This window comes from Achromobacter sp. 1011811831 (genome assembly GCF_059760905.1).
The window spans coordinates 22,572-47,908 of the sequence record NZ_JCBANG010000031.1 but is presented as its reverse complement, the minus strand read 5'-3'; the positions used below and the strand labels follow the sequence as shown (position 1 = coordinate 47,908).

Annotated in this window: 28 protein-coding genes; 9 read left to right on the top strand and 19 right to left on the bottom strand. The window is 69.2% G+C overall.

Going from position 1 to position 25,337, the window contains the following annotated elements; all coding sequences use genetic code 11:
* Positions 1-24 precede the first annotated feature (24 nt).
* Positions 25-477, bottom strand: coding sequence for a gas vesicle accessory protein GvpU (gene gvpU, locus AC6LJ9_RS14115; RefSeq protein WP_498148039.1), 453 nt, complete (start codon positions 475-477; stop codon positions 25-27).
* A gap of 253 nt (positions 478-730) precedes the next feature.
* On the opposite strand from gvpU, the gene AC6LJ9_RS14110 reads away from it, so the two are divergent.
* Positions 731-1,102: a hypothetical protein gene (locus tag AC6LJ9_RS14110; protein ID WP_498148038.1), complete on the top strand. Its 372-nt coding sequence runs from the start codon at positions 731-733 to the stop codon at positions 1,100-1,102.
* A gap of 6 nt (positions 1,103-1,108) precedes the next feature.
* Here AC6LJ9_RS14110 and AC6LJ9_RS14105 read toward each other — a convergent pair whose 3' ends face one another.
* Positions 1,109-2,074, bottom strand: coding sequence for a helix-turn-helix transcriptional regulator (locus AC6LJ9_RS14105; protein WP_498148037.1), 966 nt, complete (start codon positions 2,072-2,074; stop codon positions 1,109-1,111).
* A 154-nt stretch (positions 2,075-2,228) separates the two neighbouring features.
* Between AC6LJ9_RS14105 and AC6LJ9_RS14100 the strand changes: the two genes are divergently transcribed.
* Positions 2,229-2,840 (top strand): glutathione S-transferase family protein, encoded by a 612-nt coding sequence (locus AC6LJ9_RS14100; RefSeq protein ID WP_498148036.1) that lies wholly within the window; start codon positions 2,229-2,231, stop codon positions 2,838-2,840.
* Positions 2,841-2,878: 38 nt separating this feature from the next.
* Here the strand turns inward: AC6LJ9_RS14100 and AC6LJ9_RS14095 are convergent, their stop codons facing one another.
* The 3 genes from AC6LJ9_RS14095 to AC6LJ9_RS14085 form a co-directional block, all read right to left on the bottom strand.
* Complete coding sequence (locus AC6LJ9_RS14095) at positions 2,879-3,892, bottom strand: cyclase family protein (protein WP_498148035.1); 1,014 nt, start codon at positions 3,890-3,892, stop codon at positions 2,879-2,881.
* Positions 3,893-3,978: 86 nt separating this feature from the next.
* Complete coding sequence (locus tag AC6LJ9_RS14090) at positions 3,979-4,632, bottom strand: DsbA family oxidoreductase (protein ID WP_498148034.1); 654 nt, start codon at positions 4,630-4,632, stop codon at positions 3,979-3,981.
* A 92-nt stretch (positions 4,633-4,724) separates the two neighbouring features.
* Positions 4,725-5,627, bottom strand: coding sequence for a LysR family transcriptional regulator (locus tag AC6LJ9_RS14085; RefSeq protein ID WP_498148033.1), 903 nt, complete (start codon positions 5,625-5,627; stop codon positions 4,725-4,727).
* Between the two features lie 146 nt (positions 5,628-5,773).
* Between AC6LJ9_RS14085 and AC6LJ9_RS14080 the strand changes: the two genes are divergently transcribed.
* Positions 5,774-6,448 (top strand): ankyrin repeat domain-containing protein, encoded by a 675-nt coding sequence (locus AC6LJ9_RS14080; protein ID WP_498148032.1) that lies wholly within the window; start codon positions 5,774-5,776, stop codon positions 6,446-6,448.
* A gap of 54 nt (positions 6,449-6,502) precedes the next feature.
* Here AC6LJ9_RS14080 and AC6LJ9_RS14075 read toward each other — a convergent pair whose 3' ends face one another.
* The gene (locus tag AC6LJ9_RS14075; RefSeq protein WP_498148031.1) at positions 6,503-7,678 is read right to left on the bottom strand and encodes an MFS transporter; all 1,176 of its coding nucleotides are present in this window, start codon (positions 7,676-7,678) and stop codon (positions 6,503-6,505) included.
* A gap of 87 nt (positions 7,679-7,765) precedes the next feature.
* Between AC6LJ9_RS14075 and AC6LJ9_RS14070 the strand changes: the two genes are divergently transcribed.
* A complete protein-coding gene (locus AC6LJ9_RS14070) occupies positions 7,766-8,611 on the top strand; it encodes an AraC family transcriptional regulator (protein ID WP_498148030.1) in 846 nt (281 codons plus the stop codon).
* Positions 8,612-8,634: 23 nt separating this feature from the next.
* Here AC6LJ9_RS14070 and AC6LJ9_RS14065 read toward each other — a convergent pair whose 3' ends face one another.
* From AC6LJ9_RS14065 to cyoA, 5 genes are all read right to left on the bottom strand, one after another.
* Entirely contained in the window at positions 8,635-9,411 is a 777-nt protein-coding gene (locus tag AC6LJ9_RS14065) for an SURF1 family protein (RefSeq protein WP_498148029.1), read from the bottom strand.
* Between the two features lie 16 nt (positions 9,412-9,427).
* Positions 9,428-9,823 (bottom strand): cytochrome o ubiquinol oxidase subunit IV, encoded by a 396-nt coding sequence (gene cyoD, locus AC6LJ9_RS14060; protein WP_103276038.1) that lies wholly within the window; start codon positions 9,821-9,823, stop codon positions 9,428-9,430.
* The gene (cyoC, locus tag AC6LJ9_RS14055) at positions 9,820-10,470 is read right to left on the bottom strand and encodes a cytochrome o ubiquinol oxidase subunit III (RefSeq protein WP_498148028.1); all 651 of its coding nucleotides are present in this window, start codon (positions 10,468-10,470) and stop codon (positions 9,820-9,822) included. Before cyoC ends, cyoD begins: the two co-directional genes overlap by 4 nt.
* A complete protein-coding gene (gene cyoB, locus AC6LJ9_RS14050; RefSeq protein WP_498148027.1) occupies positions 10,463-12,466 on the bottom strand; it encodes a cytochrome o ubiquinol oxidase subunit I in 2,004 nt (667 codons plus the stop codon). The genes cyoC and cyoB overlap by 8 nt, the downstream gene beginning before the upstream one ends.
* A 67-nt stretch (positions 12,467-12,533) precedes the next feature.
* The gene (cyoA, locus tag AC6LJ9_RS14045) at positions 12,534-13,544 is read right to left on the bottom strand and encodes a ubiquinol oxidase subunit II (RefSeq protein WP_498148026.1); all 1,011 of its coding nucleotides are present in this window, start codon (positions 13,542-13,544) and stop codon (positions 12,534-12,536) included.
* A gap of 253 nt (positions 13,545-13,797) precedes the next feature.
* On the opposite strand from cyoA, the gene AC6LJ9_RS14040 reads away from it, so the two are divergent.
* Positions 13,798-15,132 carry an MFS transporter gene (locus AC6LJ9_RS14040; protein WP_212316758.1) on the top strand — a complete coding sequence of 445 codons (1,335 nt, stop codon included), beginning with the start codon at positions 13,798-13,800 and terminating at the stop codon, positions 15,130-15,132.
* A 38-nt stretch (positions 15,133-15,170) separates the two neighbouring features.
* Here AC6LJ9_RS14040 and AC6LJ9_RS14035 read toward each other — a convergent pair whose 3' ends face one another.
* The 3 genes from AC6LJ9_RS14035 to AC6LJ9_RS14025 are packed head-to-tail and all read right to left on the bottom strand — an operon-like array spanning position 15,171 to position 17,697.
* Positions 15,171-16,214 (bottom strand): histone deacetylase family protein, encoded by a 1,044-nt coding sequence (locus AC6LJ9_RS14035; protein WP_498148025.1) that lies wholly within the window; start codon positions 16,212-16,214, stop codon positions 15,171-15,173.
* Between the two features lie 30 nt (positions 16,215-16,244).
* The gene (locus AC6LJ9_RS14030; RefSeq protein ID WP_498148024.1) at positions 16,245-16,820 is read right to left on the bottom strand and encodes a SanA/YdcF family protein; all 576 of its coding nucleotides are present in this window, start codon (positions 16,818-16,820) and stop codon (positions 16,245-16,247) included.
* 1 nt (position 16,821) lies between these two features.
* Entirely contained in the window at positions 16,822-17,697 is an 876-nt protein-coding gene (locus tag AC6LJ9_RS14025; protein WP_498148023.1) for a hypothetical protein, read from the bottom strand.
* Positions 17,698-17,842: 145 nt separating this feature from the next.
* Between AC6LJ9_RS14025 and AC6LJ9_RS14020 the strand changes: the two genes are divergently transcribed.
* Positions 17,843-18,244 (top strand): hypothetical protein, encoded by a 402-nt coding sequence (locus tag AC6LJ9_RS14020; RefSeq protein ID WP_498148022.1) that lies wholly within the window; start codon positions 17,843-17,845, stop codon positions 18,242-18,244.
* Between the two features lie 10 nt (positions 18,245-18,254).
* Here the strand turns inward: AC6LJ9_RS14020 and AC6LJ9_RS14015 are convergent, their stop codons facing one another.
* The 3 genes from AC6LJ9_RS14015 to AC6LJ9_RS14005 form a co-directional block, all read right to left on the bottom strand.
* Positions 18,255-18,860 (bottom strand): hypothetical protein, encoded by a 606-nt coding sequence (locus AC6LJ9_RS14015; RefSeq protein ID WP_498148021.1) that lies wholly within the window; start codon positions 18,858-18,860, stop codon positions 18,255-18,257.
* 183 nt (positions 18,861-19,043) lie between these two features.
* Complete coding sequence (locus tag AC6LJ9_RS14010) at positions 19,044-19,448, bottom strand: hypothetical protein (RefSeq protein WP_498148020.1); 405 nt, start codon at positions 19,446-19,448, stop codon at positions 19,044-19,046.
* A gap of 83 nt (positions 19,449-19,531) precedes the next feature.
* Positions 19,532-20,425: a LysR substrate-binding domain-containing protein gene (locus AC6LJ9_RS14005; RefSeq protein WP_103276029.1), complete on the bottom strand. Its 894-nt coding sequence runs from the start codon at positions 20,423-20,425 to the stop codon at positions 19,532-19,534.
* A 134-nt stretch (positions 20,426-20,559) separates the two neighbouring features.
* Here AC6LJ9_RS14005 and AC6LJ9_RS14000 point away from each other — a divergent pair, with 134 nt between their 5' ends.
* Positions 20,560-21,546 carry a TerC family protein gene (locus tag AC6LJ9_RS14000; protein ID WP_498148019.1) on the top strand — a complete coding sequence of 329 codons (987 nt, stop codon included), beginning with the start codon at positions 20,560-20,562 and terminating at the stop codon, positions 21,544-21,546.
* Between the two features lie 22 nt (positions 21,547-21,568).
* Here the strand turns inward: AC6LJ9_RS14000 and AC6LJ9_RS13995 are convergent, their stop codons facing one another.
* Entirely contained in the window at positions 21,569-22,261 is a 693-nt protein-coding gene (locus AC6LJ9_RS13995) for an alpha/beta fold hydrolase (RefSeq protein ID WP_498148018.1), read from the bottom strand.
* Positions 22,262-22,410: 149 nt separating this feature from the next.
* Here AC6LJ9_RS13995 and tam point away from each other — a divergent pair, with 149 nt between their 5' ends.
* Complete coding sequence (tam, locus tag AC6LJ9_RS13990; RefSeq protein WP_498148017.1) at positions 22,411-23,175, top strand: trans-aconitate 2-methyltransferase; 765 nt, start codon at positions 22,411-22,413, stop codon at positions 23,173-23,175.
* Here tam and AC6LJ9_RS13985 read toward each other — a convergent pair.
* Complete coding sequence (locus AC6LJ9_RS13985) at positions 23,103-23,939, bottom strand: AraC family transcriptional regulator (RefSeq protein WP_498148016.1); 837 nt, start codon at positions 23,937-23,939, stop codon at positions 23,103-23,105. The two genes, tam and AC6LJ9_RS13985, sit on opposite strands and share 73 nt — an antisense overlap.
* Positions 23,940-24,100: 161 nt before the next feature.
* Between AC6LJ9_RS13985 and AC6LJ9_RS13980 the strand changes: the two genes are divergently transcribed.
* The gene (locus AC6LJ9_RS13980; RefSeq protein ID WP_498148015.1) at positions 24,101-25,336 is read left to right on the top strand and encodes an MFS transporter; all 1,236 of its coding nucleotides are present in this window, start codon (positions 24,101-24,103) and stop codon (positions 25,334-25,336) included.
* Position 25,337 lies beyond the last annotated feature (1 nt).

Sequence of the window (25,337 nt, the reverse complement as noted above, 5' to 3'; positions counted from 1 at the left end):
TGGGCGCGCCGCCTGTCGGCGCGTTCAGGCGTTGGCGTCGGATTGCAGGCGTCCCAGGATGAAGCCGTCCACGGCGGAGATCCGGCCGCGCCACAGGGTGGGCTGGCCCGCGATGGGCGCGCCGTCGGCGCTGAAGAACAAGGCATCGGCCAGATGGATGTAGTTGGGCAGCGGTTCGGCCGGCTGGGGCTGGCGGAAGACGTCGCCCAGTTCCGCCAGCGAGGCGCGCACCGCCTGGCGAGTATCGTTCGCCTGGCCGTCCAGCGCGTCAGCGAAGCCCGACGCGAAGGTGTCGAAGTATTCGGCGCCCGACACGATCGAGCCCGACACCAGCATGCCGCCCATTTGCAGCGTGACGCCGATGCTCTTGAGCTGTCCGCCGTTGTTCACCAGGTTCACGAGGAACTGCAGGAACGCGTCGGCCTGGGGGACTTGGGCGGAAACGGGGGCGTCGTCGGGGAGGATGTCAGAGCTCATCGGGATTCTGAAGACAGGTGTGGGCGCGCGGATCAGCCGCGCGCGGGACTCACAAGATACCCGAAGGCCGGCGCAAAAATCCATGACACATATCCAAATCAGGGATCAAGGCGACAGAAGCGCCGCAGCTTCGCGCTTTCGCTTGCCGGCCGGTGGCTTATCTTGTCAGGCTGCGGGCTCTTTTGCCCGCGGCCTGGGCCCCGCCGCACCGGCATCGGGCCTCGTCTTTTCCGAATTCTGCACAGGGATCATCATGACTCGCATGGATGGATTGGGAATGTCGGCCGACGCGGGGATCGCGTCCTCGGCCGTGCGTGGCGGCGTTGCGGGCGGAGCGTTCCGCACGGCTTTCCAGGATGCGCAGCTGCGCGCCGCGCCGGCATTCGCCGGCGGCGTGTCGGGCGCGGTCCGGGCCGCGCCTTCGGACGCCGAACGGGAGTTCATGGAATTCGCCGGCATGTCCCTGCAAGACAAGATGCTCTATTCGGCCCTGGCCTCGCTGGGCATTTCCAAGCAGAAGTTCGACGCCATGTCGCCGGCCGAGAAGCAGGAAGTGCTGAAGAAGGTCGCGCTGCTCATGGAGCAGATGACGCGCGCCGAAACCGAAGGCCGCAAGTCGGTCTGAGCCTTTTCAGGCGCTGCGCGCCAGGCCGCAAGCCAGCCGTTCGCCGGCGACTCGCAGCCGCTCGACGAGCGCGGCGGGTTCCAGGACCTGGAATTCCACGTCCAGCGCCATCAACCAGTACGTCAGGCTGTCCAGCGAGGTCGCGCTGCAACGCAGCAGGCAGCGGGCGTCGTCGACCTCATCGATCTCGCCGGCGGCGGACGGGATGCGGGCGGCCATGGCCGCCCGCGGCGCATGCAGCAGGATGCGCGCCTGCGCCGGATAGGCGCCGAGTCGCAGCGTGCGCGAGACATACTCGCGCAGGTCTCCCCCGCCGGGCGAGGGGCGCGGCGTGAAATGCGCGCCCACGGTCGCCGGCCCGGCAATGCGGTCCAGGCGGAAGATGCGCCAGTCGTCGCGCGCCGGATCCCAGGCCACCAGGTACCAGCGCTGGCTGGCATGCGCCACGCCTTGTGGTTCCACCGTGCGCGAGCTGGCCCGGCCGCGCCCATCCTGATAATCAAACGCCACCCGCAATTGATCGCGGCAGGCCGCCGCCAGCGTGGCCAGCAATGCCGCGTCCACCGTGGGGCCATGCGGCTCCAGCGGCACGACGGCGACGCGCAGCGCGTCGGTGCGCCGGCGCAGGCGCGCCGGCATGACCTGTTCCAGCTTGATCAGCGCGCGCAGCGCGGTTTCCTCGATGCCGGCCACCGAGCCGGCTGCCGCCGTGCGCAGCGTGATGGCCACCGCCAGCGCTTCCTCATCGTCCAGCAATAGCGGCGGCAGCGCCTTGCCGGGACGGAAGGCATAACCGCCGGCGATGCCGCTGCTGGCGTGGATGGGGTAACCCAGCTCGCGCAGCTTGTCGATATCGCGTCGCAGCGTGCGCGGATGCACCTCAAGCGTCGTGGCCAGTTCCGGGCCGCTCCAGTGATTGCGGGTCTGCAGCAGCGACAGCAGGCGCAACAGGCGGTTGGTGGCGGTGAGCATGGGGTGGCTGGCGTAGGGGCGGCGAAAGGGGGAGGGCCGGATCGCGGCATGCCGGATGGCGATTGAGGGCGGAATATGTCCGCAATGGATTCTACAGTGCGCTGCGTTGGCCCGGGCGTTTCCTGTCCCGGCCCGTCTCAACGGAGCATCGTCCATGTCCATCGTTTTCTATTGGCACCCCAATTCCAGCGCCTCCCCCATCGCCAGCGCCCTGGCCGAGTTGGACGTGCCGCACGAGCGCGTCAGGATCGACATCAAGGCCGGCGAGCAGCGCCGTCCGGAATTCCTGGCCCTCAATCCCAACGGCGTGGTGCCGACGCTGACGGTGGACGGCGCGCCGATGTTCGAGGCCCTGGCCATTCATCTGTGGTTGGCGGAACGCCACGGCGTGGACCGCGGGCTGTGGCCGGCGGCGGGTACGCCCGAGCGCTTGCAGGCCATGTCGTGGTGCACCTGGGCGTATGTCACCTATGGCGCGGCATTCTGGAGCCTGAACCTGGCCATCCGGGGTGAAAGCGGCGCCCACAATGAGGCGCTGGCGCGGCAATCGCTGGCGCGCCTGGATCAATTGCTGACGGTGCTGGACGGCCATCTGGCCGGGCGTCCCTGGATGCTGGGCGCATCCTATTCGCTGGCGGACCTGGTGGTCGGCTCCGTGCTGCGCTACAGCGTGTTCCTGGGCGCGCCCGTCGCCTCCCATCCGCGCGTGCAGGCCTGGCTGGACAAGGTGACGGCGCGCCCGGCCATGCAGCTGGAACAGGGCTGAGCGCCGGCGGCGCGGGCCGCAGGTTCCAGCCCGCCGGGTCAGCGTAGCGGCATCGCCACCGGCCGCAGCGGCGCCGCGTCGCCGCCGCGGATCTTCAGCGGGCCGCCGATGAAGGCGAACTCGTAGACCTGGTCGCGCGAAAGCTCGTCCAGCGCGGCCAGCTCGATGATGGGCACGCCTTGCTGCGCCAGCAGGTAGGTGTGCAGCGGCACGTAGTCGTCGGCCACCTCGGACGGGAAGGTCTCGAAGCTGAGGTTGTCGGCGCCCAGGATCATGGCGCCGCCTTCCTCGACCAGGTAGCGGGCGGCGTCCAGGCCCATGCCGGGCGGCTTGGCCATGTAGGCGGCCGGGTCGTTGTACAGCTTCATGCGGCCGGTGCGGATCAGCACGATGTCGCCCTGCTGCAGCTCGGTCTTCTGCCGCGCCAGCGCGGCCTTCAGGTCCTGGCGGGTGATGCGGTACTGGTCCGGCAGCATGTCCACGCCCTTGAGCGCGGCTACGTCGATCAGCACGCCGCGCGCCACCAGCGGCGGGAATTTCTCGATGCCGGTGCGCTTCCAGCCGCGGTCGCCCAGGTGTTCGTCGGCGCGAAAGCCGTTCCAGATCTTGCCGTGGATGCCGAAGTGGTTGAGCGCGTCGATGTGCGTGCCGGTGTGGCTGTACATGGAAAAGGCCGTGCCGGTGTAGCTGCGCACTGCGTTCATGTCCTTGCCCACGCCCATGGGATCGTCGACCTCGGTGCCGCGCGGCGTGTGGGTCATCCAGAATTGATAGCGGGGATCGCCGGCGTCCTGCCAGCTGGGCATGCCCATGTAGTACTCGGTGGCCAGATCATAGACCTTGCCGCCGGACACGCGCGACATGACGGCGGCGCGCGATTCGGGCGTGATCAGGTTCAGACGGCCAATCTCGTCCTCCGGGCCCCAGGGGCTGATGCCGACCTCCTGGCCGGGAGCGGGCGCGCGCGACGGCGCGCCGTGCGCATGGGCGTTCAGGCTGAGGGCGGCGCCGAGCGCCAGGCCGAGCAGATTGCGGGTAAAGTGTGCGTTCATGATGTACCTGTGTCAGTGATGGTCCGCGTGCGCGGACAACGATGAAATGGGTAGCCGCCGGGGGTTCCGGGGCGGGAGGATCGGGCTCAGGCCTGGGCCGAGGCCAGCGGTTGCAGGCGCTGGCGCAGCGCGGCCAGCGGCGTGGTCTGCAGCCGGGCCAGGTCGGCGCCGACGATCAGCGTGGGAATGGAACGGATGCCCAGGCGCATGGCGGCGTCGCGGTCGGCCTGCACGCGCTGGCGCGCTTCCGGGCCCTGCATGCGTTCGGCGAAGGCGGCGCGGTCATGGCCCAGGGCCACCGCGATGTCCAGCAGCACGTCGATATCGCCGATGTTGCGGTGCTGGCTCAGATGCGCATCCTGGATCGCGTCGAACATGTCCCAGTGGCCGGCGTCGCCCGCGACCAGATGGGCGGCCTGGCAGGCCAGCGTGGCGGCCAGGCCGCTGGGGTATTCGAAGTTCTCGGCGCGCATGCCTTCGACATCGATGCGGGGCCGGTCCTCATGGCCGAGGCAGGTTTCCCAATGGCCCAGGATCACGCTCTTGGCGCGCGCCATCGAGCCGAAGACCTGGATCATCTGCTCGCGGTTGTCCTGCAGCACGAAGCTGCGCTGGCGCACCTGGATACCCAGTTCGGCGGCCACCTGGCGCAGCCGGGGAGACATCACATAGCACCAGCTGCAGACCACGTCGTGGAAGAAGTCCACGGTCAGCGGGGCGGAAGCGGGGGTGGGATTCATGTTGGCGTCCTTGCGGTTTCAATGGACGCCAGCTTACGGACCGCCAGGCGCGGCAGTAAGCCCATGGCGGTTGCGACTCTATTCGCTGGGCGTCAAGAATCGCCGGACAGGGTGGCGGGCAGGTGCTCGGCCAGGAAGTCCACGAAGGCCTTGACCTTGGGCTGCAGGTGGCGGCTGGTGGGATAGACCGCGTAGACGTGCCGGGGCGCGGCCGGCAGGTCCGGCAGCACGCGCGCCAGGCGGCCCTCGGCGATGGCCGGGTCGGCCAGGAACGAGGGCAGCGCGCCGATGCCCAGACCGGCGACCAGCAGGTCGCGCAGCATCAGGCTGTTGTTGACCTGGACGAGGTTCTGGCCGGCCGCCGCGTCCGGGGCCTGTCCGGATTCCTCGACCGAGGCGGCGCCGTCCGCCAGGCTGTAGCTCAGGATCGCATGCCCGCGCAACGCGTCCGCGTCGCGAGGATGGCCGTGCGCTTGCAGATAGGACGGCGCGGCGCACAGCACCTGCGTCAGCGATACCAGCCGGCGCGCGATCAGGGTGGAATCGTCCAGCTGCGCGCGCAGCCGGATCGATACGTCGAAGCCCTGGCCCACGGCATCGACCAGACGGTCTTCCATCGACAGGTCCAGACGCAGCTCCGGGTACTGCCGCAGGAAGCGCGCCAGCAGCGGCGACAGCACGCTCAGCGCGAAGGACAGCGGCGCGTTCACGCGCAGCCTGCCCGAGACGCGCTGGGACTGCCGGCGCACGGATTTTTCCAGCGCGTCCAGCTCGTCCAGCAGCCGGCAGCACTCCGCGTAGTAGGCCGTGCCGGTATCGGTCAGGCTCATCTTGCGGGTGGTGCGCTGGATCAGCACCGCGCCCAGATGGGATTCCAGGGCCCGCAGCTGCTTGCTGAGGCCCGCGGACGACATGTCCAGGTCCTCGGCAGCCTTGGCAAGGCTGCCCAGTTCCACGATGCGCCGGAAGGCGCGCATGTAGTTGAAAGTGTCCATGGCGGGGGGCGGATAAAAGCGGATCCCGCGATTCTGCAGCGATCCGCGCCATTCGCCAAACGCGGCGCGGGCAGCCCGGCGGGGCTGGCGCCGTCGTGCACGGCATAATCGCGGGACGACGCAACACCAGAAAGGAGATTCCGCGCATGTCCATCATTCGTTCCTGGCGTACATTCCTGGCCGCCGCGCTGCTCGTGGTCGCCGAAGGCGTCGCCGCCGCGCAGGGCGACGCCGGCGCCGAACTGTTGAAGGCCGCCGGCGAGGGCGACGTGCTGCGGATCAAGGCCCTGCTGGCCGACGGCGCGCCGCTGGAAGCGCGCGACGAGGACGGCAATACGCCCCTGCTGCGCGCCACGCTGGGCAACCACGAAGTGGCGGCCTCGGTCCTGATGAAAGCGGGCGCCGACGTCAACGCCAAGAACCGCATCGAGGACAGCGCCTACCTGTACGCCGGCGCGCGGGGCTACAACGAGATCCTGACGCTGACACTGCGCCATGGCGCCGATATCCGCAGCACCAACCGTTATGGCGGCACCGCGCTGATCCCCGCCTGCGAGCGCGGCCTGGCCGAAACCGCGCGCCTGCTGCTGCGCGCCGGCGTCGATCCCAACCACGTCAACAAGCTGGGCTGGACCGCGCTGCTGGAGGCCATCATCCTGGGCGACGGCGGGCCGAAATACCAGGCGACCGTGCTGGAACTGCTGTCCTTCGGAACCGATGCGGACGTGGCGGACGCGGACGGGCGCAGCCCCCTGTGGCATGCCCGCGAGCGCGGCCAGGACGCCATCGTCGACATGCTGCGCGCCGTCGGGGCGCGCTGAAGGGATTGCGCGGACTGGGCGCGCCGACGGCGAGCGTGTCGGCGCGAAGCGGACTCACGACAATTTGCCGCGCAGCCGGTGCAGGCCCGCCAGGGCCAGCGCCACGCCCGCCCAGGCCAGCGCCAGCGGCACGGGCGAGCCGAACGGCAGCCACGACGTCGCCGCCAGCAGCAACCCAAGCAGGCTGTAGTAGCCCAGGCTGAACAGCGCGCCGGCCCGGCCCAGGCAGTCGCCGTAGCGCCGTAGCGCCGGCCCCAGCAGGTTGGGGATGGCCAGGCCGTAGCCCGCGAAGATGGGCAGCGCGGCCATGGCCCACCAGACGCCGGGCATGGGCGCGAGCCAGATCGCCAGTCCTTGCGCCGCCACGCCGGCCGCCACGCAGCGCAGGCCCAGCGCCACCCGCCGCGCGGGGCCTTGCGAGGCCGGCAGGCGCCGGTTCCACAGTGCACCGAGGGTGCCGGCCAGCGCCACGGCCATGCCGATCCAGCCGAACCCCAGCCACGGCAGCGGCCCCGTCATGAAGGGGCCGGCCGCATAGAACGAGAAGGCCAGCAGGTTCAGGCCGGCCACCAGCACGGCCGTGCAGAGCAGTTCGCCGTCGCGCAGCATGCGGCCCGCCAGCCGGCGCATGGGCTGGGGCGCCGCCGGCGCGGTCCGCGTTTCGCCGACCCGGGCCCATCCGGCTGCCAGCAGCAGGCCGGCCAGCGCCGCGATGCCACCCAGCACGCCGCGAAAGCCCGCCTGGTCCGCCAGCAGCTGGCCCGCCAGCGGCCCCAGCGCTGGCGACCAGGACAGCAAGGCGCCCAGCATGATGAAGCAGCGGGTCAGCGCCTCGCCCTGCAGGCGGTCGCGCAGCATGGTCTGCGTGGTGATGGAGCAGGTGGCCAGTCCCAGCGCCTGGATGAAGCGCCCGGCCAGCAGCGCCTCGAATCCCGGCGCCCAGGCGGCGCACAGCGTGCCCGCCAGTCCCGTGCACAGGCCGGCCAGCAGCGCCGGCCGCCGGCCCCAGGCGTCGCACAGCCAGCCCCACAGCAGCACGCCGACGGCGAAGCCCAGGAAGTAGATGCCCATGACGGACTGCGTCAGGGCCGCGTCCAGCCGCCAGTGGCGCGCCAGGTCGGGCAGCGCGGGCGCGAGGATGGTTTCCGCCGCTTGTGGCAGGGCCAGCAGGGCGATGAGCAGGGCGGCCGGCGGCAGGCCGTCGGGGCGGAGGGAAAGAGGGGCCTTCATGATGCGCAACTCAAAAAGCCCCTAGCGTAGTCAGCCCGCCGCACGCAAAATCACGATGTTGAGTCAAAAAACATAGGGAATCGGACAATGCCGATTTACGCCTACGATGCCGTGATCGATCCCGACCAGGCCGCCTGCCCGGTGGTCGGGCTGGGCGTGGACGGCCGCGCGCATGCCTCGGACTGGCACAGCCACCGGCGCGGACAGTTGTTGTTCCAGGCGCGGGGCAGCATGACCTTGTTCCTGGCCGACCGTGTCGGCGAGCTGGCGCCGTTGCAGGCGGCCTGGCTGCCCGGCGGCTGTGCGCACCGCGTGACGATTCCGGGCGGCTACGCTTTTCGCAGCCTGTTTTTCGATCCGAACGCCTATCCGGGCCTGCCGGCGCAGCCCTGCGTGCTGGACGTCAATCCGCTGTGGCGCGAGCTGATCCTGCGCATCGTGGCCTGGCCCGCCGACGCGTCGCTGGACGCCGCCCGGGCGCGTATCGTGGACACGCTGCTTGACGAGTTCGCGGCGGCGCCGTCACGGCCCATGCCCTTGCCGATGCCGTCCGACCGCAGGCTGCGCCCCATCGCGGCCGAACTGCTGAAGAATCCGGCCTGCGGCCTGTCGATAGAGGAATGGGGCAACCGGGTCGGCGCCAGCGGACGGACGCTGGCGCGTCTGTTCATCGCCGAAACAGGGCTGTCGTTCACGCGCTGGCGCACGCAATGCCGGCTGCTGTTGGCCCGCGCCCGGCTGGCCGAAGGGGAATCGGTGACCTCGGTGGCGCATGCAATGGGCTATGCCAGCGACAGCGCCTTCATTGCCATGCACAGGCGGGTCTACGGCGAATCGCCGGCGCGGCTGTGGCGCCAGTCGACGGAGCAGGCCGAGGCCGCTGCGGCCGGCACGCCGCGCCGGTTGCCGCCGGCGCAGCCCTATTGCCCCTGAGGAAAGCGCGGAAAAGGCAGGGATCAGCGCCGCTGGCGCGCCCGCCGCTCTTCGCGCACGACCAGGGCCACGCCCACCAGCAGCATCAGCGCCAGCCCGTACCAGGTGATGGCATAGACCAGGTGATTGTTGGGGAAGCTCAGCACCGTCAGCCCGCCCACCGGCGCGGTCTTGGGATCGCGCGCGGCGCCGTCCGGGTCGGCGTCGATGAAGTAAGGAGCGATCTTGTCCAGGCCGCGCGCGGCGGCGATGGCCGGCAGGTCGCGGCCATACCAGAGGTTGGCGGCCGGGTCGTTGTTGCGCAGGAAGCCCTTGCCGGACTCGCCCATGCGCAGCAGGCCGGTCACGCTGGCCGTTGCCGGGGCGGGCGGCGCCGAGGCCGCCGCCGTCTTGCGCCACTCGGGCAGCACGAAGCCCCGGTTGACCAGCACGATGTCGCCGCTGTCCAGCCGCAGCGGGGTCATGACCCAGTAGCCGCTGCCCAGCTCCGTGGCCGCCTGCACCAGCGTCTGCTTGTCGTACAGGTAGCTGCCCGACGCCGACACGCGCCGGTACTCGGCGTTGTCCGGGGTCAGCGCCGGCCATTCTGCCGCTCGCGGCGCGGGCACGGGCGCAGCATGGGCCCGCGCGTCGACCTTGGAGATCAGGTCGCGCTTCCAGGCCAGGCGCTCGACCTGCCAGGTGCCCAGGCGCAACAGGCCCAGGAACAGGGCGAGCGCGACCAGGCCCAGGATGACCAGGGTCGTCGCGCTGCGGGGATTTCGGGGGGTATCGCCGGTGGGATTTTTTACTGCCGCCATCAACTTCTAGCCGCCATCAGGGCATATTCCGCATGTCGTGGGTCGACACGGGCATCATGTTGGAATTCAGGTGGTACATGATCCAGATGGATCCGCTGAGCGTGATCACCACCAGGACCAGCGTGAATATTAACGCCAACATGTTCCAGCCGCTTTCCGAGCGGGCGTCCAGGTGCAGGAAGTAGACGATGTGGACCACGATCTGCACCGCCGCGAAGGCCAGTATCACCAGCGCCGTCGTGCGCGAGCTGGGGAACACCTTGCCCATGACCAGCCAGAACGGGATCGCGGTCAGGATGGCCGCCAGCACGAAGCCGGTGACGTAGCCCTTCAAGGTGCCGTGGCCGCCCTCGTCCTCGTCGTGATGGCCGTGGTCGTGATCGTGGCCGGCGTGGCCGCTGTGCGCGTTCATGGCAGCACTCCCATCAGGTACACGAAGGTGAACACGCCCACCCAGATCAGGTCCAGGAAGTGCCAGAACATCGACAGGCACATCAGCCGGCGGCGGTTCTCGGGGATCAGGCCGTGCCGGCGCACTTGCAGCATCAGCGTCACCAGCCAGACGATGCCGAAGGTGACGTGCAGCCCGTGGGTGCCGACCAGCGTGAAGAAGGAAGACAGGAAGGCGCTGCGCTGCGGCCCGGCGCCGATGTGGATCAGGTGGGCGAACTCATAGATTTCCAGCGACAGGAAGCCCAGGCCCAGCAGTCCGGTGATGGCCAGCCAGCCCTGGGTGGCGCCGACCCGGTTGCGGCGCATCTCCAGCATGGCGAAGCCGTAGGTGATGGACGAGAGCAGCAGCAGCGCCGTGTTCACCGCCACCAGCGGCAGGTCGAACAGGTCGGCGCCGGACGGGCCCGCCGCATAGTTGCGGCCCAGCACCCCGTAGGTGGCGAACAGGCAGGCGAAGATGAGGCAGTCGCTCATCAGGTACACCCAGAAGCCCAGCAGCGTGCCGTTCTTCGGGTGGTGCTCGCCGGGCACGTGGAAGCTCAGTCGCTCCGGCTGCGGGGGCGGCACATGATGGCCGGGCAGGGGCGGGGACAGGGTTTCAGCCATGGTTGCTCAGCAGTCGGGTACGGGCGTCTTCGCTGCGCACGACCTCATCGGCCGGCACGTAGTAGTCGCGCTTGTAGTTGAAGGTATGGACGATGGCCACGATGATCAGCGCGGCGAAGCTCAGCACCGTCAGCGGCCACATGTGCCAGATCAGCGCGAAGCCCATCACCACGCTCAACCCCGCCAGCACGATGCCGGCCCAGGTGTTCTTCGGCATGTGGATCGGAATGAAGCCGGACGTCGGCCGCTGGTAACCGTGCTGCTTCATCTGCCACCAGGCGTCCTGGTCGTGCACGCGCGGCGTGAAGGCGAAGTTGTAGACGGGCGGCGGCGAGGACGTGGACCATTCCAGCGTGCGGCCGTCCCAGGGATCGCCGCTGTCGTCGCGCAGCGCGTCGCGGCGGCGGTAGCTGACCACCAGCTGGATCAGGAAGCTGGCGATGCCCAGCGCGATCAGCAGCGCTCCGAAGGCGGCGACCTGGAACCAGATCTGCAGCGAGGCGTCCTCGAAGTGGCTGACGCGCCGCGTCACGCCCATCAGCCCCAGCACGTACAGCGGCATGAAGGCGAAGTAGAAGCCCACCAGCCAGAACCAGAACGAGCATTTGCCCCAGAACGGATCGAGCTTGTAGCCGAAGGCCTTGGGGAACCAGTAGGTGATGCCGGCCATCAGCCCGAACAGTACGCCGCCGATGATGACGTTGTGGAAGTGCGCGATCAGGAACAGGCTGTTGTGCAGCACGAAGTCGGCTGGCGGCACCGCCAGCAGCACGCCGGTCATGCCGCCGATCACGAAGGTGACGATGAAGCCCATGGTCCACAGCATCGGCACCTCGAAGCGGATGCGGCCGCGGTACATGGTGAACAGCCAGTTGAAGATCTTGGCGCCCGTCGGGATCGAGATGATCATCGTGGTGATCCCGAAGAACGAGTTCACGCTCGCCCCGGACCCCATGGTGAAGAAGTGGTGCAGCCAGACCAGGTAGGACAGCACCGTGATCACGACCGTGGCGTACACCATGGACGCATAGCCGAACAGGCGCTTGCCGCAGTAGGTGGACACGACCTCGGAAAAGATGCCGAAGGCAGGCAGGATCAGGATGTAGACCTCGGGGTGGCCCCAGATCCAGATCAGGTTCACGTACATCATCGGGTTGCCGCCGAAGTCCGCCGTGAAGAAGTTGGTGCCCACGTAGCGGTCCATCGACAGCAGCGCCAGCACCGCGGTCAGCACGGGGAAGGCCGCCACGATCAGCACGTTGGTGCACAGCGACGTCCAGGTGAACACCGGCATGCGCATCATGGACATGCCGGGCGCGCGCATCTTCACGATGGTCACCAGCAGGTTCACGCCGGACAGCAATGTTCCCACCCCCGCGATCTGCAAGGCCCAGATGTAATAGTCCACCCCCGCGTCCGGACTGTGCAGGATGCCGGACAGCGGCGGATACGCCAGCCAGCCGGTGCGCGCGAATTCGCCCACGAACAGCGACATCATCACCAGCACGGCGCCGCCGGTGGTCATCCAGAAGCTGAAGTTGTTCAGGAAAGGAAAGGCCACGTCGCGCGCGCCGATCTGCAGCGGCACGATGTAGTTCATCAGGCCCGTGACCAGCGGCATGGCCACGAAGAAGATCATGATCACGCCGTGAGCGGTGAAGATCTGGTCATAGTGGTGCGGCGGCAGGTAGCCGGTGGAATCGCCGAAGGCGATGGCCTGCTGCAGCCGCATCATGATGGCGTCGGCGAAGCCGCGCAGCAGCATGATGATGCCCAGGATCATGTACATGATCCCGATCTTCTTGTGGTCGATGCTGGTGAACCACTCGCGCCACAGGTAGCCCCATTTGCCGTAGTAGGTGATCGCGCCCAGCAGCGCGATGCCGCCCAGCGCCACCATGGCGAAGGTGGCGATCAGGATGGGCTCGTGCAGGGGAATGGCGTCCCAGGTCAGGCGGCCGAAGATCAGCTTGGCGAGGTCTGTTTGATCCGTCATCTTGATTCCTGGATAGAAGACCGGGGTTGCGCCGCGCCGCCGTGCCTGGCGGCGGGCGCGCGGGCGGCTACATGGCCAGTTCCGAGGCCGAGGTGCACATGGCGCCCACGTACTGCCTGGGCGGCCCGTCCAGCCCGATGCGCTCGCGCGTGGCGGCGTCCAGGCTGGCCAGGTTGCGCGCGCCGGGCAGGCCCATGCCGCCTCGGGCGTCGATGGCCATGGCGTCCTTCATGCACATGCGGTTGGTTTCCACGCAACGATTGACGATGGCGTCGAACAGGCCGGGCGCGACGCTGGCGTATTGCTGGACGGGGTTGCGCTCGCTGGGCTGTTCGAGCTTAAGGTAGGCCGCGCGGTCCAGCGTGGCGCCCGAGGCGCGCGCGCCGGCGATCCAGCGGTCGAAGCCGGCCTGGTCCACGCCGTGGAAGCGGAAGCGCATGCCGGAGAATCCCGCGCCGCTGTAGTTGGCCGACAGGCCCTCGTATTCGCCGGGATGGTTGATGACCGCGTGCAGCGTGGTCTGCATGCCGGGCATGGCGTAGATCTGGCCGGCCAGCGCCGGCACGAAGAAGGAATTCATCACCGATGACGAGGTGATCTTGAACTGGATCGGGCGATCCACCGGCGCGGCCATTTCATTGACGGCGGCGACGCCCTGCTCGGGATAGAGGAACAGCCACTTCCAGTCCAGCGCCACCACTTCCACCACCAGCGGCTTGGTGCCGGGCGGCACTTCGCGGCCCTCGGACAGGCGCGCCAGCGGACGGTAGGGATCGAGCTGGTGGGTGCTGACCCAGGTCAGCGCGCCCAGCGCGATGATGATGAGCAGCGGCGCGGCCCAGATCAGCAGCTCCAGCACGGTGGAGTGGTTCCATTCGGGATCGTAGTGCGCGGCCTTGTTGTTGGCGCGGTAGCGCCACGCGAACAGGAAGGTGAGCAGGATCACCGGCACGATGATCAGCAGCATCAGCACGGTGGAGATGATGATCAGGTTGCGCTGCTGCAGGGCCACGTCGCCGGAGGGCGAGAGCAGTACCGCATTGCATCCGGAGAGCAATGGCAGGGCGGCAATCAACATCCATCCGCAAAGCCTTGGGAGAGACAGCATGGCCATACCCCGAAACGTAACCGTGGGAGCTAAACCGAACACTACGCTGGAAGCCGCCAAAAATCTAGGGTAAAAAGAGCAAAAGTATGCGGGACCCAACATGCCGCGCCGCGCCAAGGCCCTTTGCGGGCGCGGCTTGCCGGGCATAGGGGGTGCCGCATGCGGATGTGTTGCAAGAGCGTAGGCCAGGCGTATTACAACCCTCCTTTCAGCGAGCAATCACATGGCGACCACCACGCGATATCCCGGTCATGCCCCCGCCGTTCCCGAGCCGGGCGCGGCCGGACACGGCGGCCACGCCAAGGTGGCGCCAGGCGAGATCGCGGTAGGGGTCATCGTCGGGCGCACCTCCGAATACTTCGACTTCTTCGTCTTCGGCATCGCCTGCGTGCTGGTCTTTCCCAGCGTGTTCTTCCCGTTCGAGCCGGCGCTCGAGGGCACGCTCTGGTCCTTCGTCATCTTCAGCTTCGCCTTCATCGCGCGGCCCATCGGCACCGCGCTGTCCATGGCCATCCAGCGCCGCTGGGGGCGCGCGACCAAGCTCACCGCCGCGCTGTTCCTGCTGGGCACGGCCACCGTGGGCATGGCCTTCCTGCCGGGCTACGACGTGATCGGCATGCACGCCATCACGCTGCTGGCGGTGTTCCGATGCCTGCAGGGCCTGGCGCTGGGCGGCTCCTGGGACGGCCTGCCGTCGCTGCTGGCGTTGAACGCGCCGCCGCAGCGCCGCGGCTGGTACGCGATGCTGGGCCAGCTGGGCGCGCCCATCGGCTTCATGGTCGCCAGCGCGCTGTTCCTGTTCCTGCACCTGACGCTGACGCAGGCCGACTTCCTGGAATGGGGCTGGCGCTATCCCTTCTTCGTGGCCTTCGCCATCAACGTGGTGGCGCTGTTCGCGCGGTTGCGCCTGGTCGTGACCGAGGAATACACGCAGTTGCTCGAAGAGGGCGAGCTCGAACCCATCGCCATCGTCGAGATCGTGCGCGACCAGGGCTACAACCTGTTCCTAGGCGCCTTCGCGGCCCTGGCCAGCTACGCGCTGTTCCATCTGGTCACGGTGTTCCCGCTGTCGTGGATCGCGGTCAGCGGCACGCAGCAGATATCCGATGTGCTGATCGTGCAGATCGTGGGCGCGGCGGTTGCCATCCTGGGCACGATGGTGTCCGGCTGGATCGCCGACCGCATCGGCCGGCGCACCACGTTGGGCCTGTTCGCCGCGGCCATCGGCGTGTTCGCGCTGGTATCGCCCTGGCTGCTGGGCGGCGGTCCGAAGTCGCAGGACGCCTTCATCCTGATCGGTTTCGCGCTGCTGGGCCTGTCCTATGGGCAGGCCTCGGGCACGGTCACGGCGAACTTCACGCGCCGCTTCCGCTACACCGGCGCGGCGCTGACGTCCGACATGGCCTGGCTGTTCGGCGCGGCTTTCGCGCCGCTGGTCGCGCTGGGCCTGTCGGCGCGCTTCGGGCTGGTGGCGGTCAGCGTGTATCTGCTGTCCGGCGTGGCTTGCACCCTGCTGGCGCTGCGCGTCAACAAGGCGCTGGAAGACACGCGCGACTGAATGGCTTGTCGCATGCCGCGCGCGGCGCTATGGGGGAACTATCCCCCGTAGCCTTCCAGGACGTTGGCGACGTTGGTGCCGACTGCTTCCACCGCATAGCCGCCCTCCATCGTGAAGACGGCCGGCAGCCCCAGGCTCGCCAGGTCGCGGCCGACCTGCAGGTAGTCGGCGCTGGCCAGCTTGAACTTCGAGATCGGATCGCCTTCGAAGGTGTCCACGCCCAGCGCGATCACCAGCGCGTCGGCGCGGAAGTCCTGTACCGCGCGCATGCCGGCGCGCAGCGCCTCGCGCCAGCCGGCGTAGCCGGTGCCGGCGGCCAGCGGCAGGTTCAGGTTGCAGCCGTCGCCGGCGCCCGCGCCGCGTTCGTCGGCGTGTCCCAGGAAGAACGGATACTCGGTGAGCGGATCGCCGTGCACCGACACGGTCAGCACGTCGCCGCGCTCATAGAAGATGGTCTGGGTGCCGTTGCCGTGGTGGTAATCGATGTCCAGCACGGCGACGCGCGCGGCGCCGGCCTCGCGCAGCGCCTGCGCGGCCAGGGCCGCGTTGTTCAGGAAGCAGTAGCCGCCGAAGAAGTCCGGGCCGGCGTGATGGCCGGGCGGACGCGTTAGCGCCATGGCCGCGCGCGGGCCGCCCGCGCCGCCCACGGCACGCGCCGCGTCGATGGCGCAGGCCGCGCCGGCCAGCGCGGCGTCCCAGGTGCCGGCCGTCAGCGGCGAGCCGCTGTCGAACGAATACAGGCCGGCGCGCGCGGCGAAGTTGGCGGGCGTCACGTCATGGCGGAAACCCCGCACCGGCCAGACGGACGGCAGCACGTCGAGCTCGGCGTTGGCCGGATCCAGCGCGATCCACTCCTGCCACGCGCCTTGCAGGAAATCCAGGTAGCGAGGGCTGTGCACGCGCCCCAGCAGCGCCATGTCGGCGGGTGCGGGCGCGCGCAGTTCGCCGATGCCGCGCTGGCGCAGGGCCTGCAGCACGTACTCCAGACGCGCGGGCGATTCATGGCAGGGCACCAGCTTGCCTCGGAACATTTCCTGGCGGCCGGCGTGGCGGTGATGGACGGGGTTGTGGAAGATCAGCACGGCAGCGCTCTGTCGTTGGGGAATGCGCCACTATAGCGGCCGCGCGGCATAGAAGGCGACGGCGGCCAGCTCGCGCAGCAGCGAATACAGGTCGCGCGGCTCGGCATAGGCCGGATGCGCGCCGCCCACTTGCAGGATGCCGTGGCGCCTGAGCGCCAGCATGGTGCGCGGCACATGGAAATACTGCGTCACGGCCAGCGCGCGGACATAGCCATGCTCGCGCATGTAGGCGCTGGCGTGGCGGGCCGTGGCCCAGGTATCGACTCCGGCGCTGTCCGCCACAATGCGGTCGGCGGGCACGCCGCGGCCGATCAGGTAGTCGCGCATCACGGCGGCTTCGTCGGCGCCGGCCGCGTCCACGCCGCCGCTGACGAACAGGATGCGGCATTGCGCGGCGGCGTAGCAGTCATAGGCGCGGTCCAGGCGCGCGGCCAGGCGTGGCGAGGGCCGGCCGTCGGGCGCGACCGTATTGCCCAGCACCACGGCCACGTCTGCGGGACCGGCTGGCGCCAGCAGGCCGACGGCGGCCAGGATCGAGGCGGCCAGCACGACGAACGCGGCCAGGACAGCCAGGCCGCGCGCGAGGCGTCGTCGGAAGGATTTCAACTCAGCGTGCCTGCCGATCCGGCGCCGGGGCGGCTTCCTGCGCGGGCGCCGCGCGACCGTGCCTGTCGATGACCAGATCGACGTAGCGCAGCCACTTGAGCGTCGCGGCGTCCTTCTGCCCGGGCAGGCGCACCTGCAGCCAGCCCGCCGGTCGCAGCGCCACCACGTTATACCGCTCGCCTGAGCGCAGCTGCGTCGAAGGGCCGTTCTTGATATCGGGCGCGTCATAGAGATCGACGCGGTCGAAGGGCGCCACGTTGTCGCCGCCGTCGAACGGCGAGCCTTCGCCTTCCAGCAGGATTCGGGCCACCGTGCCGTCGCCGTGGAACTCGTACTGGGCGTCGACCTTCGCGCTAGCCTGCGGGAACCAGACCTGCGTGCTCCAGGACACGGGAACGGCCGTGCCGTCGGGGCGCACGGTGTAGCTTTCCTCTCCCTGGCTGTCGGCGCTGTATCGGCAACCCGTGGAGAAGGCGGGCTTGCCGGCGTCGAAGACCGGGTTGACGAAGCCGTGGCAGGGGCTGGCCTCGGGAGCGGGATGGCGGATCTCCTGGTAGCGTCCCTCGTTCGGGCGATACAGGAACAGGCGCATGCGTGCCTGCGTGCCGCCGCCGGATTGGCCGATGGCCAGGTCGGCGTAACCATCGTGGTCGATGTCGGGCGTTTCGAACACATCCACTGCTTCGTCGTCCATGACGGCCAGTTGCTGGACGGGGCCCTTGCCCACGCGCGCCGAGACTGTGTGCCGGTCCTGCCCCGACACGGTGACGACCGCCGTCAGGCCGGGCTTGATCTGGTACGCGTGATCGCGCGCGCCGGCGTATGCGCCGGGCAGGAGCAGGACGAGGATGGCGGTGGCCAGAAGGGTGCGCTTCAAGGTCTTGCTCCCGTGTCGGTCGGATGGCCTGCATTATGCAGCAGCGGCGCGCCGGCCTTACGGGTATTACCGGGGCCGCGCCGCCGGGCCGACGCGACGATCGTGAGTAGAATGGCCGATACCGGCCAGACCGCCCGCGCCCGCCATGAATCTCCCGTTTCCGATCCGCCAAGAATGCCCGCCGGGCGCCTGTGTGTGCGACCGCGACAGGCTATTGGCCGATCCCGCCGCCGACATCCGCGTGCTGCGGCTCACCAGGGAAGAGGAAAAGCGCCTGATCACGCGGCTGGAAAACCTGGCCAGCCTGGCCGACCTGCGCGGCATGCAGGAACGCTTGCGGGCGCAGCTGGGTATCGTGGTCCGGATCCTGCCCAGCGACAACGAGGTGCGCACCACGCGCGGCATCTTCATCCAGCTGGACGAGCAGCCTGGCCTGTGCCGCAAGACGCGCTCGGCGATTCCAGCGGCGATCCGCCGCAGCTTCGATACCCGCCCTGAAATCGTCTATGCGCTGCTGAACGAGCGCGACCTGCTGGCTGGCGCCTGAGCGGGCCGATTCAGCGACGGCGCGGTCCCGGGCAGGGGTTCAGCGGCTCCACGCGGGTCGGCGTGCGCCCCGCCTGCGGGCTGGATTCCATCTTCTTGCCGCTGCGCGCCGGGTAGGCCAGCAGCACGGCGGCGCCGGTTTTCAGCGTCGGCGATTGCGCGGTGCCATAGGCGACCGTCCAGCCGCGCGTCGCCAGCGGCGCCAGCGTGTATTGCAGCGCCGATCCGGGCGACACGTGCGCCACCTTGCCGGCGTACAGCTCCTCTTCGCGGACCAGCTGGTCGTTCATCGATTGGTATGTGGCGATGCTGACCAGCGCGGCCGATTCGCCGTGGCGGGCCAGGACGGCGGTTTCATATTTCCCGGGAGCGATGTCGGTGAGGCTGACCTCGATCTCGCCGGCCGCATGCCCGCCGGCGTCCAGGCGCACGCCGGTCACGTCGGCGCGCGCCAGCGGCACGGCGCCGGTATTTTGCACGCGCACGCTGTATTGGCCGGAGGTGCCGGCCACGGTGCAGACGATGACGCCATAGGCGGGGGCGATGCTCAGGGCCGACGCGGGACCGGCGGCCAGCGCCGTGGCCAGCAGGCATAGGCGGGCGGGTGTCGTGTTCACGGGCTCCTCCTCAGGCGACTTGGGTGATGGTCAGCGCTGCGCCCAGGTCGATCCTGCCTTCGACAAAATTCCTGATGGCATCTTCCGCATCCATGATCCGTTCCCCGTGTGGCTGAATTCAGCGCTTGCGGCCCGCTGCCAGCGCGTGCCCGCGCCGGCGGAGGGCGACCGCAAGCCAGGGCATTATCCCACCACCTGGCCGCCGGCCTGGTCGGCCTGCTGGCGCTTGCCGGCCAGCCAGTGCAGGATCAGCGCCAGCACCAGCAGCGCGGCCATGATGAAGCCCCAGAAGATCCAGCCCAGCACCGAGATCCAGGTGCCCAGGCCGCCGGCCGCGGGCAGGATCTGGTTCAGGCCCTGCACGGCCCACACCAGCGATTCCTGCAGGCCCTTCAGCCAGGACGGATCGACCCAGGGCGCGGCCCAGGCCGGTGGATTCCATTGCGCGGTGCCCAGCGCGGCGGCGCCCGGCACCTGCGAGCCGGCGATCAGCGACAGCACCCAGTTGGCCAGCTGCAGGGTCAGGGCGACGAATCCGGTCCACAGCGCGGCCAGCGCGGCGAAAGCGATCCAGATGATTTTCTTCATGAAAGCGGTACTCCAGAGTGCGGAAAAGCCACCAGGATAGAGCCGATTCTATTTCTGAAAAACCAGCGACAATGTGACAAACGTTAAGAAAAAACCGAAGTCTTGGCCTGTTCCAGGATGCGTCGCACCAGGGGATGGTTCTGTCCCCGGCGATTGCGGATGGCGTGGATCTCCTCGTGGACCGCGTCGCAGCGGGCCAGCGGCCGCAGGCCGCGCAGCAGGCCGATGTCGTCGCCGCCCAGCCGGCTGAGCGGAAACACGCCCAGGCCGCGCGCGGCGAACACCGACATCAGCGCGCTGTCCTCGAATTCCCCGACCACGTTGGGATGGATACCCTGCTCGCGGAACCAGCGGTCCAGGGTCTGGCGCAGCACCGAGTGGCCGGTGGGCAGCAGCACGGGCAGGCGCTCCAGCGATTGCGGAAAGGCCTGTACGTCGGCGCGCCGCAGCAGGCGCGAGGGGCCATACCAGTCCACCGGCGAGGACACCAGCCGGTCGCTGGTCAGGCGCAGGTTGGGGTTGGCCGGCGCGCCCTGGCCGGCCAGCACCAGATCCAGGTGATGCTGCGCCAGTTCGCCCAGCAGTTCCTCGAACTCGCCTTCGTGGCAGGTCAGCCGCAGGTCTGGCGTGTCCAGCACCGGGCCGAGCAGCGCGTGCGCGGCCAGCTTGGAAATGCCGTCGGACAGGCCCACGGACAGCCGGATCACCGGCTTGGTGGCGGCGGTGCGCACTTCCTGCGCCAGGCCCTGGCCGATCTGGAAAATTTCCTCGGCGCGGGCGAAGGCCGCCTGGCCGGCGTCGGTCAGGGCCACGCCGCGTCCGGCCGGCTTGAGCAGCTGGTGCCCCAGGTTGCGCTCCAGCTCGCGCACCTGGGCGCTGATGGTCTGGATGGCCATGTCCAGCCGTTCGGCGGCGCGGGAAAAGCCGCCTTCCTTGGCGACCATCCAGAAGTAGTACAGGTGGCGGTAGTTCAGCATGGGGACGGATCCGGTCTTTCGATACTTCGATTTTTCCGAACCTTAACTCAATTTCCGGCTGATTTCTCAAGCAGGCCCGAATCCGGATCATGAGCGCCTTCGGATCTTAGATTTCAGACCCAAGCGGAATACACATGGAAACCCTGCTGACCTTCTTCAATGCCGACTTCCTCGGCACGCCAGCCTGGAGCTGGCTGCTCTTCCTGGGCATCGTCGTGACGCTGCTGGCCTTCGACCTGGGCGTGCTGCACCGTGACGAACGCGAGATCGGCGTGCGCGAAAGCCTGCTGCTCTCGGCCGGCTACATCACCGCCGCGCTGATCTTCGGCGCCTGGGTGTGGTGGCAGATGGGCGCGGCCAGCGGCATGGCCTACTACACCGGCTTCATGATCGAGAAGTCGCTGTCCATGGACAACGTCTTCGTTATCGCGCTGATCTTCAGCTTCTTCGCGATCCCGCGCCAGTATCAGCACCGCGTGCTGTTCTGGGGCATCCTGGGCGTGATCGTGCTGCGCGCCATCATGATCGGCCTGGGCGCGGCCCTGGTCAGCAACTTCGGCTGGCTGCTGTACCTGTTCGGCGCGTTCCTGGTGTTCACCGGCATCAAGATGTGGCTGATCGCCGACCAGGAGCCGGACATCGCCAGCAATCCGATCCTGAAGTTCCTCAAGCGCCGCATGCGCGTGACGGACGGCCTGCGCGGCAATGCGTTCTGGGTCTACGAGAACGATCCGGCCACGTCGCGCAAGGTGCGCTGGGCCACCCCGCTGCTGCTGGCCCTGGTGCTGATCGAATTCGTGGACCTGCTGTTCGCGGTGGATTCGGTGCCGGCGATCTTCGCCATCACCACCGATCCGTTCATCGTCTACACCAGCAACATCTTTGCGATCCTGGGCCTGCGCGCGCTGTACTTCGCGCTGGCGGCGATGATCCACCGCTTCCACTACCTGAAGTACGCGCTGGCCCTGGTGCTGGTGTTCATCGGCGGCAAGATTTTCCTGGTCGGCTTCGTCGGCAAGGTGCCGGCGGCCCTGTCGCTGAGCGTGACCTTCGGCCTGATCCTGGGCGGCGTGCTGTTCTCGCTGTGGAAGACGCGCAAGGCGGCGTTGCAGGCGGGCTGATGCCGCGAGGACCGGCGGCCCCTCAAGGGGCCGTCGGCCCGATGAAGTCCATGATGGCCCGCGCCGCTTCTTGCGGCGCGGTTTGCAGCAGGCAGTGCGGCGCGGCGATCTCGACCCGTCGCGCCTGCGGGATCATGGCCATGACATGGTCCCCCGCCCGGCGCGGCACTACGCGATCGTCGCGCGCGCGCAGGTACAGCACCGGCAGCGTCACGCCGCTCATGCGGGGGCCGGCATCCACGTCCATCACGGCCCGCAGCCGCGCGCGCATGACCCGATACTCGACCCGCGACACCGCGTCCAGCAGCTGGGTCCGCAGGCCGGGATCGGCGCGCGGTCCCAGCAGCATGCGGACGAGCAGGGCGCCGGGCAGCAGCGATACCGGGAGCAGGCCGGCCAGGAATCGGGCGTAGCCCAGTTCCGGCCGGGGATTGCGCAGGAAGGTCGCGCACAGGATCAGCCCGCGCAAGCCGGGCGGCGGATCGGCGGCGATGGCCGCGGCGATGGGGCCGGAGAACGATTCGCCCAGCAGCACGAAAGGCTGGTCCCTGGGTAGCGCGCGCCGCGCGTGCGCCTCCAGCTCGGCATAGCCTAGCGGCCGGTCGCAGGGGTAGCGGACGACAATGGTCCGCAAGGCGGGAGGCAGCGCGGGCAGCAAGGGCGCGAACAGATCGCCCGTGCCGTCCATGCCGGGCAGGAGTACCAGCGCGGTCATGCGGGATTCCGGTGTGGGCGTGGGCGCATTGTGGCATGGCGGGCGCGCCATACGCGGCTGATATGGATGAGGCGCGATCCGGGTATTTGTGGCGCGGGCGTTGCGGGCGTAGAGTGCGCAGGGCACGCAGACACCATTCCGGAGCCGCCATGAACTGGTCAGCCAAGCAGTATTCCGCCTTCGAGAACGAACGCACCCGCCCGGTGCGCGACCTGGTCGCCGCCCTGCCCAATGAGCGCGTGGCGCGGGCCGTGGACCTGGGCTGCGGCCCGGGCAACTCCACCGAGGTGCTGGCCGCGCGCTATCCGGACGCCGCGATCAGCGGCACGGACAATTCGCAGGACATGATCGACGCGGCGCGCAAGCGCCTGCCCGGCCTGGCCTTCGAGCTGTCGGACATCGCCGCCTGGAATCCGCCGGGAGGCTACGACGTGATCCTGGCGAACGCCTCCCTGCAATGGGTGCCGGGGCACGAGGAACTCTATCCGCGCCTGGTGGGCAAGCTGGCGCCGGGCGGCAGCCTGGCGGTGCAGACCCCGGACAACATGGAAGAGCCGGCGCACCGGCTGGCGCGCGAGGTCGCGGCGGACGGTCCCTGGGCCGCCAGGATCGGCGCGGTCAAGCACCCGCCGCGCCACAGCGCCGCCTGGTACTACGAATTGCTCAAGCCGGTCTGCGGCCGGCTCGATGTGTGGCGCACCATCTATCACCATCCCCTGGCCGGCGCGGCGGCGGTGGTGCAATGGTTCACCAGCACGGCGCTCAGGCCCTACCTGGGGCCGCTGGACCCGGCGGAGCAACAGGCCTTCCTGGCCGAATACCAGGCGCGCATCGAACGCGCCTATCCGGCCATGTCGGACGGCACCGTGCTGCTGCCGTTCCCGCGCCTGTTCATCGTCGCCGGGGCGAAGTAGCGGGCGGGCGTGGTGCCCAGCGCCTTGCGGAACATGGTGATGAAGGCGCTCACCGATTCATAGCCCAGCTGGTCGGCGCTGCGTTGCACGGACAAGCCCTCCGACAACCATTGCAGCGCCAGGATGATATGCAGGCGCTGGCGCCAGCGGCCGAAGCTCATGCCGACTTCCTGGCGCACCAGCCGCGCCAGCGTGCGTTCGCTCATCGCCACGCGCCGGCCCCAGTCGGCCAGGGTGGCGCGGTCGTCGGGCCGCGCCGCCAGCGCGTCGGCGATCTCGCGCAGGCGCGGGTGGGCGGGCAGGGGCAGGTGCAGCGGTTCCGGTTCCAGCCGCGCCAGCTGTTCGACCAGCACATCGGCCAGCCGGCGGTTGCCGGGCGCCGCGCTGTCCTCGGCCGACAGCGCCGCCAGATGGACCACCATTTCGCGCACCAGCGGCGTCACGCCCAGCGTCTGGCAGGTGGCCGGCATGCCGGGCGCCTCGGCGGGCACGAACAGGAAGTTGACCTGGCCGTTGCGCGTGACGTGATTGCAATGCGGCACGCCGCCGGGAATCCAGACGGCGCAGCGCGGCGGCACCATCCAGATGCCCTGCGGCACCGTGCAGGTCACGCCGCCTTCCAGGCACAGCACCAGTTGGCTCATGCGGTGCTGGTGCGTGGGCGATTCGTGGGCCCGGGCGGCGGTGTCCACGCGCATGGCGTAGGTCCATTGGCCGGGCCGGTCGGCGTCCAGGCCTGAAGGATCGGAGACGGGCGGGTACATGGCGTGCAAGCGGCTGGCGGAAGAAGGCTGCGGGCTGGTTTGGCCGGATTTGCGTATATTTTGTCATTGTCTCGAAATTCAGCAAGCGGCCGCGTCGCTAAGCTGTGGATTCCGGGCCTGCCGGCCAATCGCCGGCGCCCGCCGCAACTTCCAGGTGTCCGATGTCTGTTTCCTCTTCCGACGCCCGCGTCCTCAGCCGTCCCGTGCTGCTGGTCGCCGGCATTCTCTGCATCGCCATGGCGCTGCGCGCGCCCGTGACCGGCGTGGCGCCGCTGATCGGCATGATCCGCGCGCAGCTGGGTCTCAGCTCCACCGCCGCCGGCATGCTGATCACCTTGCCCCTGCTGGCCTTCGCCGCCGGCTCGCTGGCCGCCGCCGGCCTGGCGCGCCGCTACGGGCTGGAGCGCACGCTGTTCGGCGCGCTGCTGCTGATCGCCGCCGGCATCGTCGGCCGTTCCCTCGGATCCGAGGCCGCGCTCTACGCCGGCACCGTCGTCATCGGCGCGGGCATCGCGCTGGGCAATGTGCTGCTGCCCAGCCTGGTCAAGCGCGATTTTCCGCGGCGCGTGGCCGGGCTGACCTCGGCCTATGTGCTGACCATGAGCGTGATCGCGGGCGCGGCCTCGGCCGTGGCGATTCCGCTGGCCGCGCTGTCCGACGCGACGTGGCGCTTTTCGGCGCTGTGCCTGCTGGCGGTGCCGGCGCTGGGCGCATTGCTGTGGCTGCCGCAGTTGTCCCGCCGCACCCGGCCCGCGTCCGTCACGGCGCACGCGCCGCACGGCGAGCGGCTGTGGGGCAGCGCGCTGGCCTGGCAGGTGACGCTGTTCCTGGGCATCAATTCCTTCGTGTTCTATGTGATGGTGAGCTGGCTGCCGGCGATCCTGCAGGATGCCGGCTACACGGCGGAGCAGGCCGGCTCGCTGCATGGCCTGCTGCAGCTGATGTCGGCGGGGCCGGCGCTGTTCCTGGCGCCGGCCGTGCACAGGATGAAGGACCAGCGCGCCGTGGCGGCCGGCGCGGCGGGCGCGTCCTGCGTGGCGATGATCGGCCTGATCGTCGCGCCGGGCTGGGCCAGCCTGTGGATCGTGCTGATGGGCCTGGGCATGGGCGCGGGCATCATCCTGGGACTGGCCTTCGTCGGGTTGCGGGCGCGCCATGCGCAGCAGGCGGCGTCGCTGTCGGGCATGGCGCAGTTCGTGGGCTATCTGCTGGCCGCCTCGGGGCCGCTGCTGATCGGCGCGCTCCATGACGCGCTGGGCGGCTGGAGCGCGGCGCTGGCGCTGTGCGCGGCGGCCTGCGGGGCGATGGCCGCCGCCGGACTGTACGCCGGCCGCGCCATCCAGATCGGCTCGTTCTCGGCCGGCGCGCATGCCGCGCCGGCGCGGGCGTCTCGCTGAG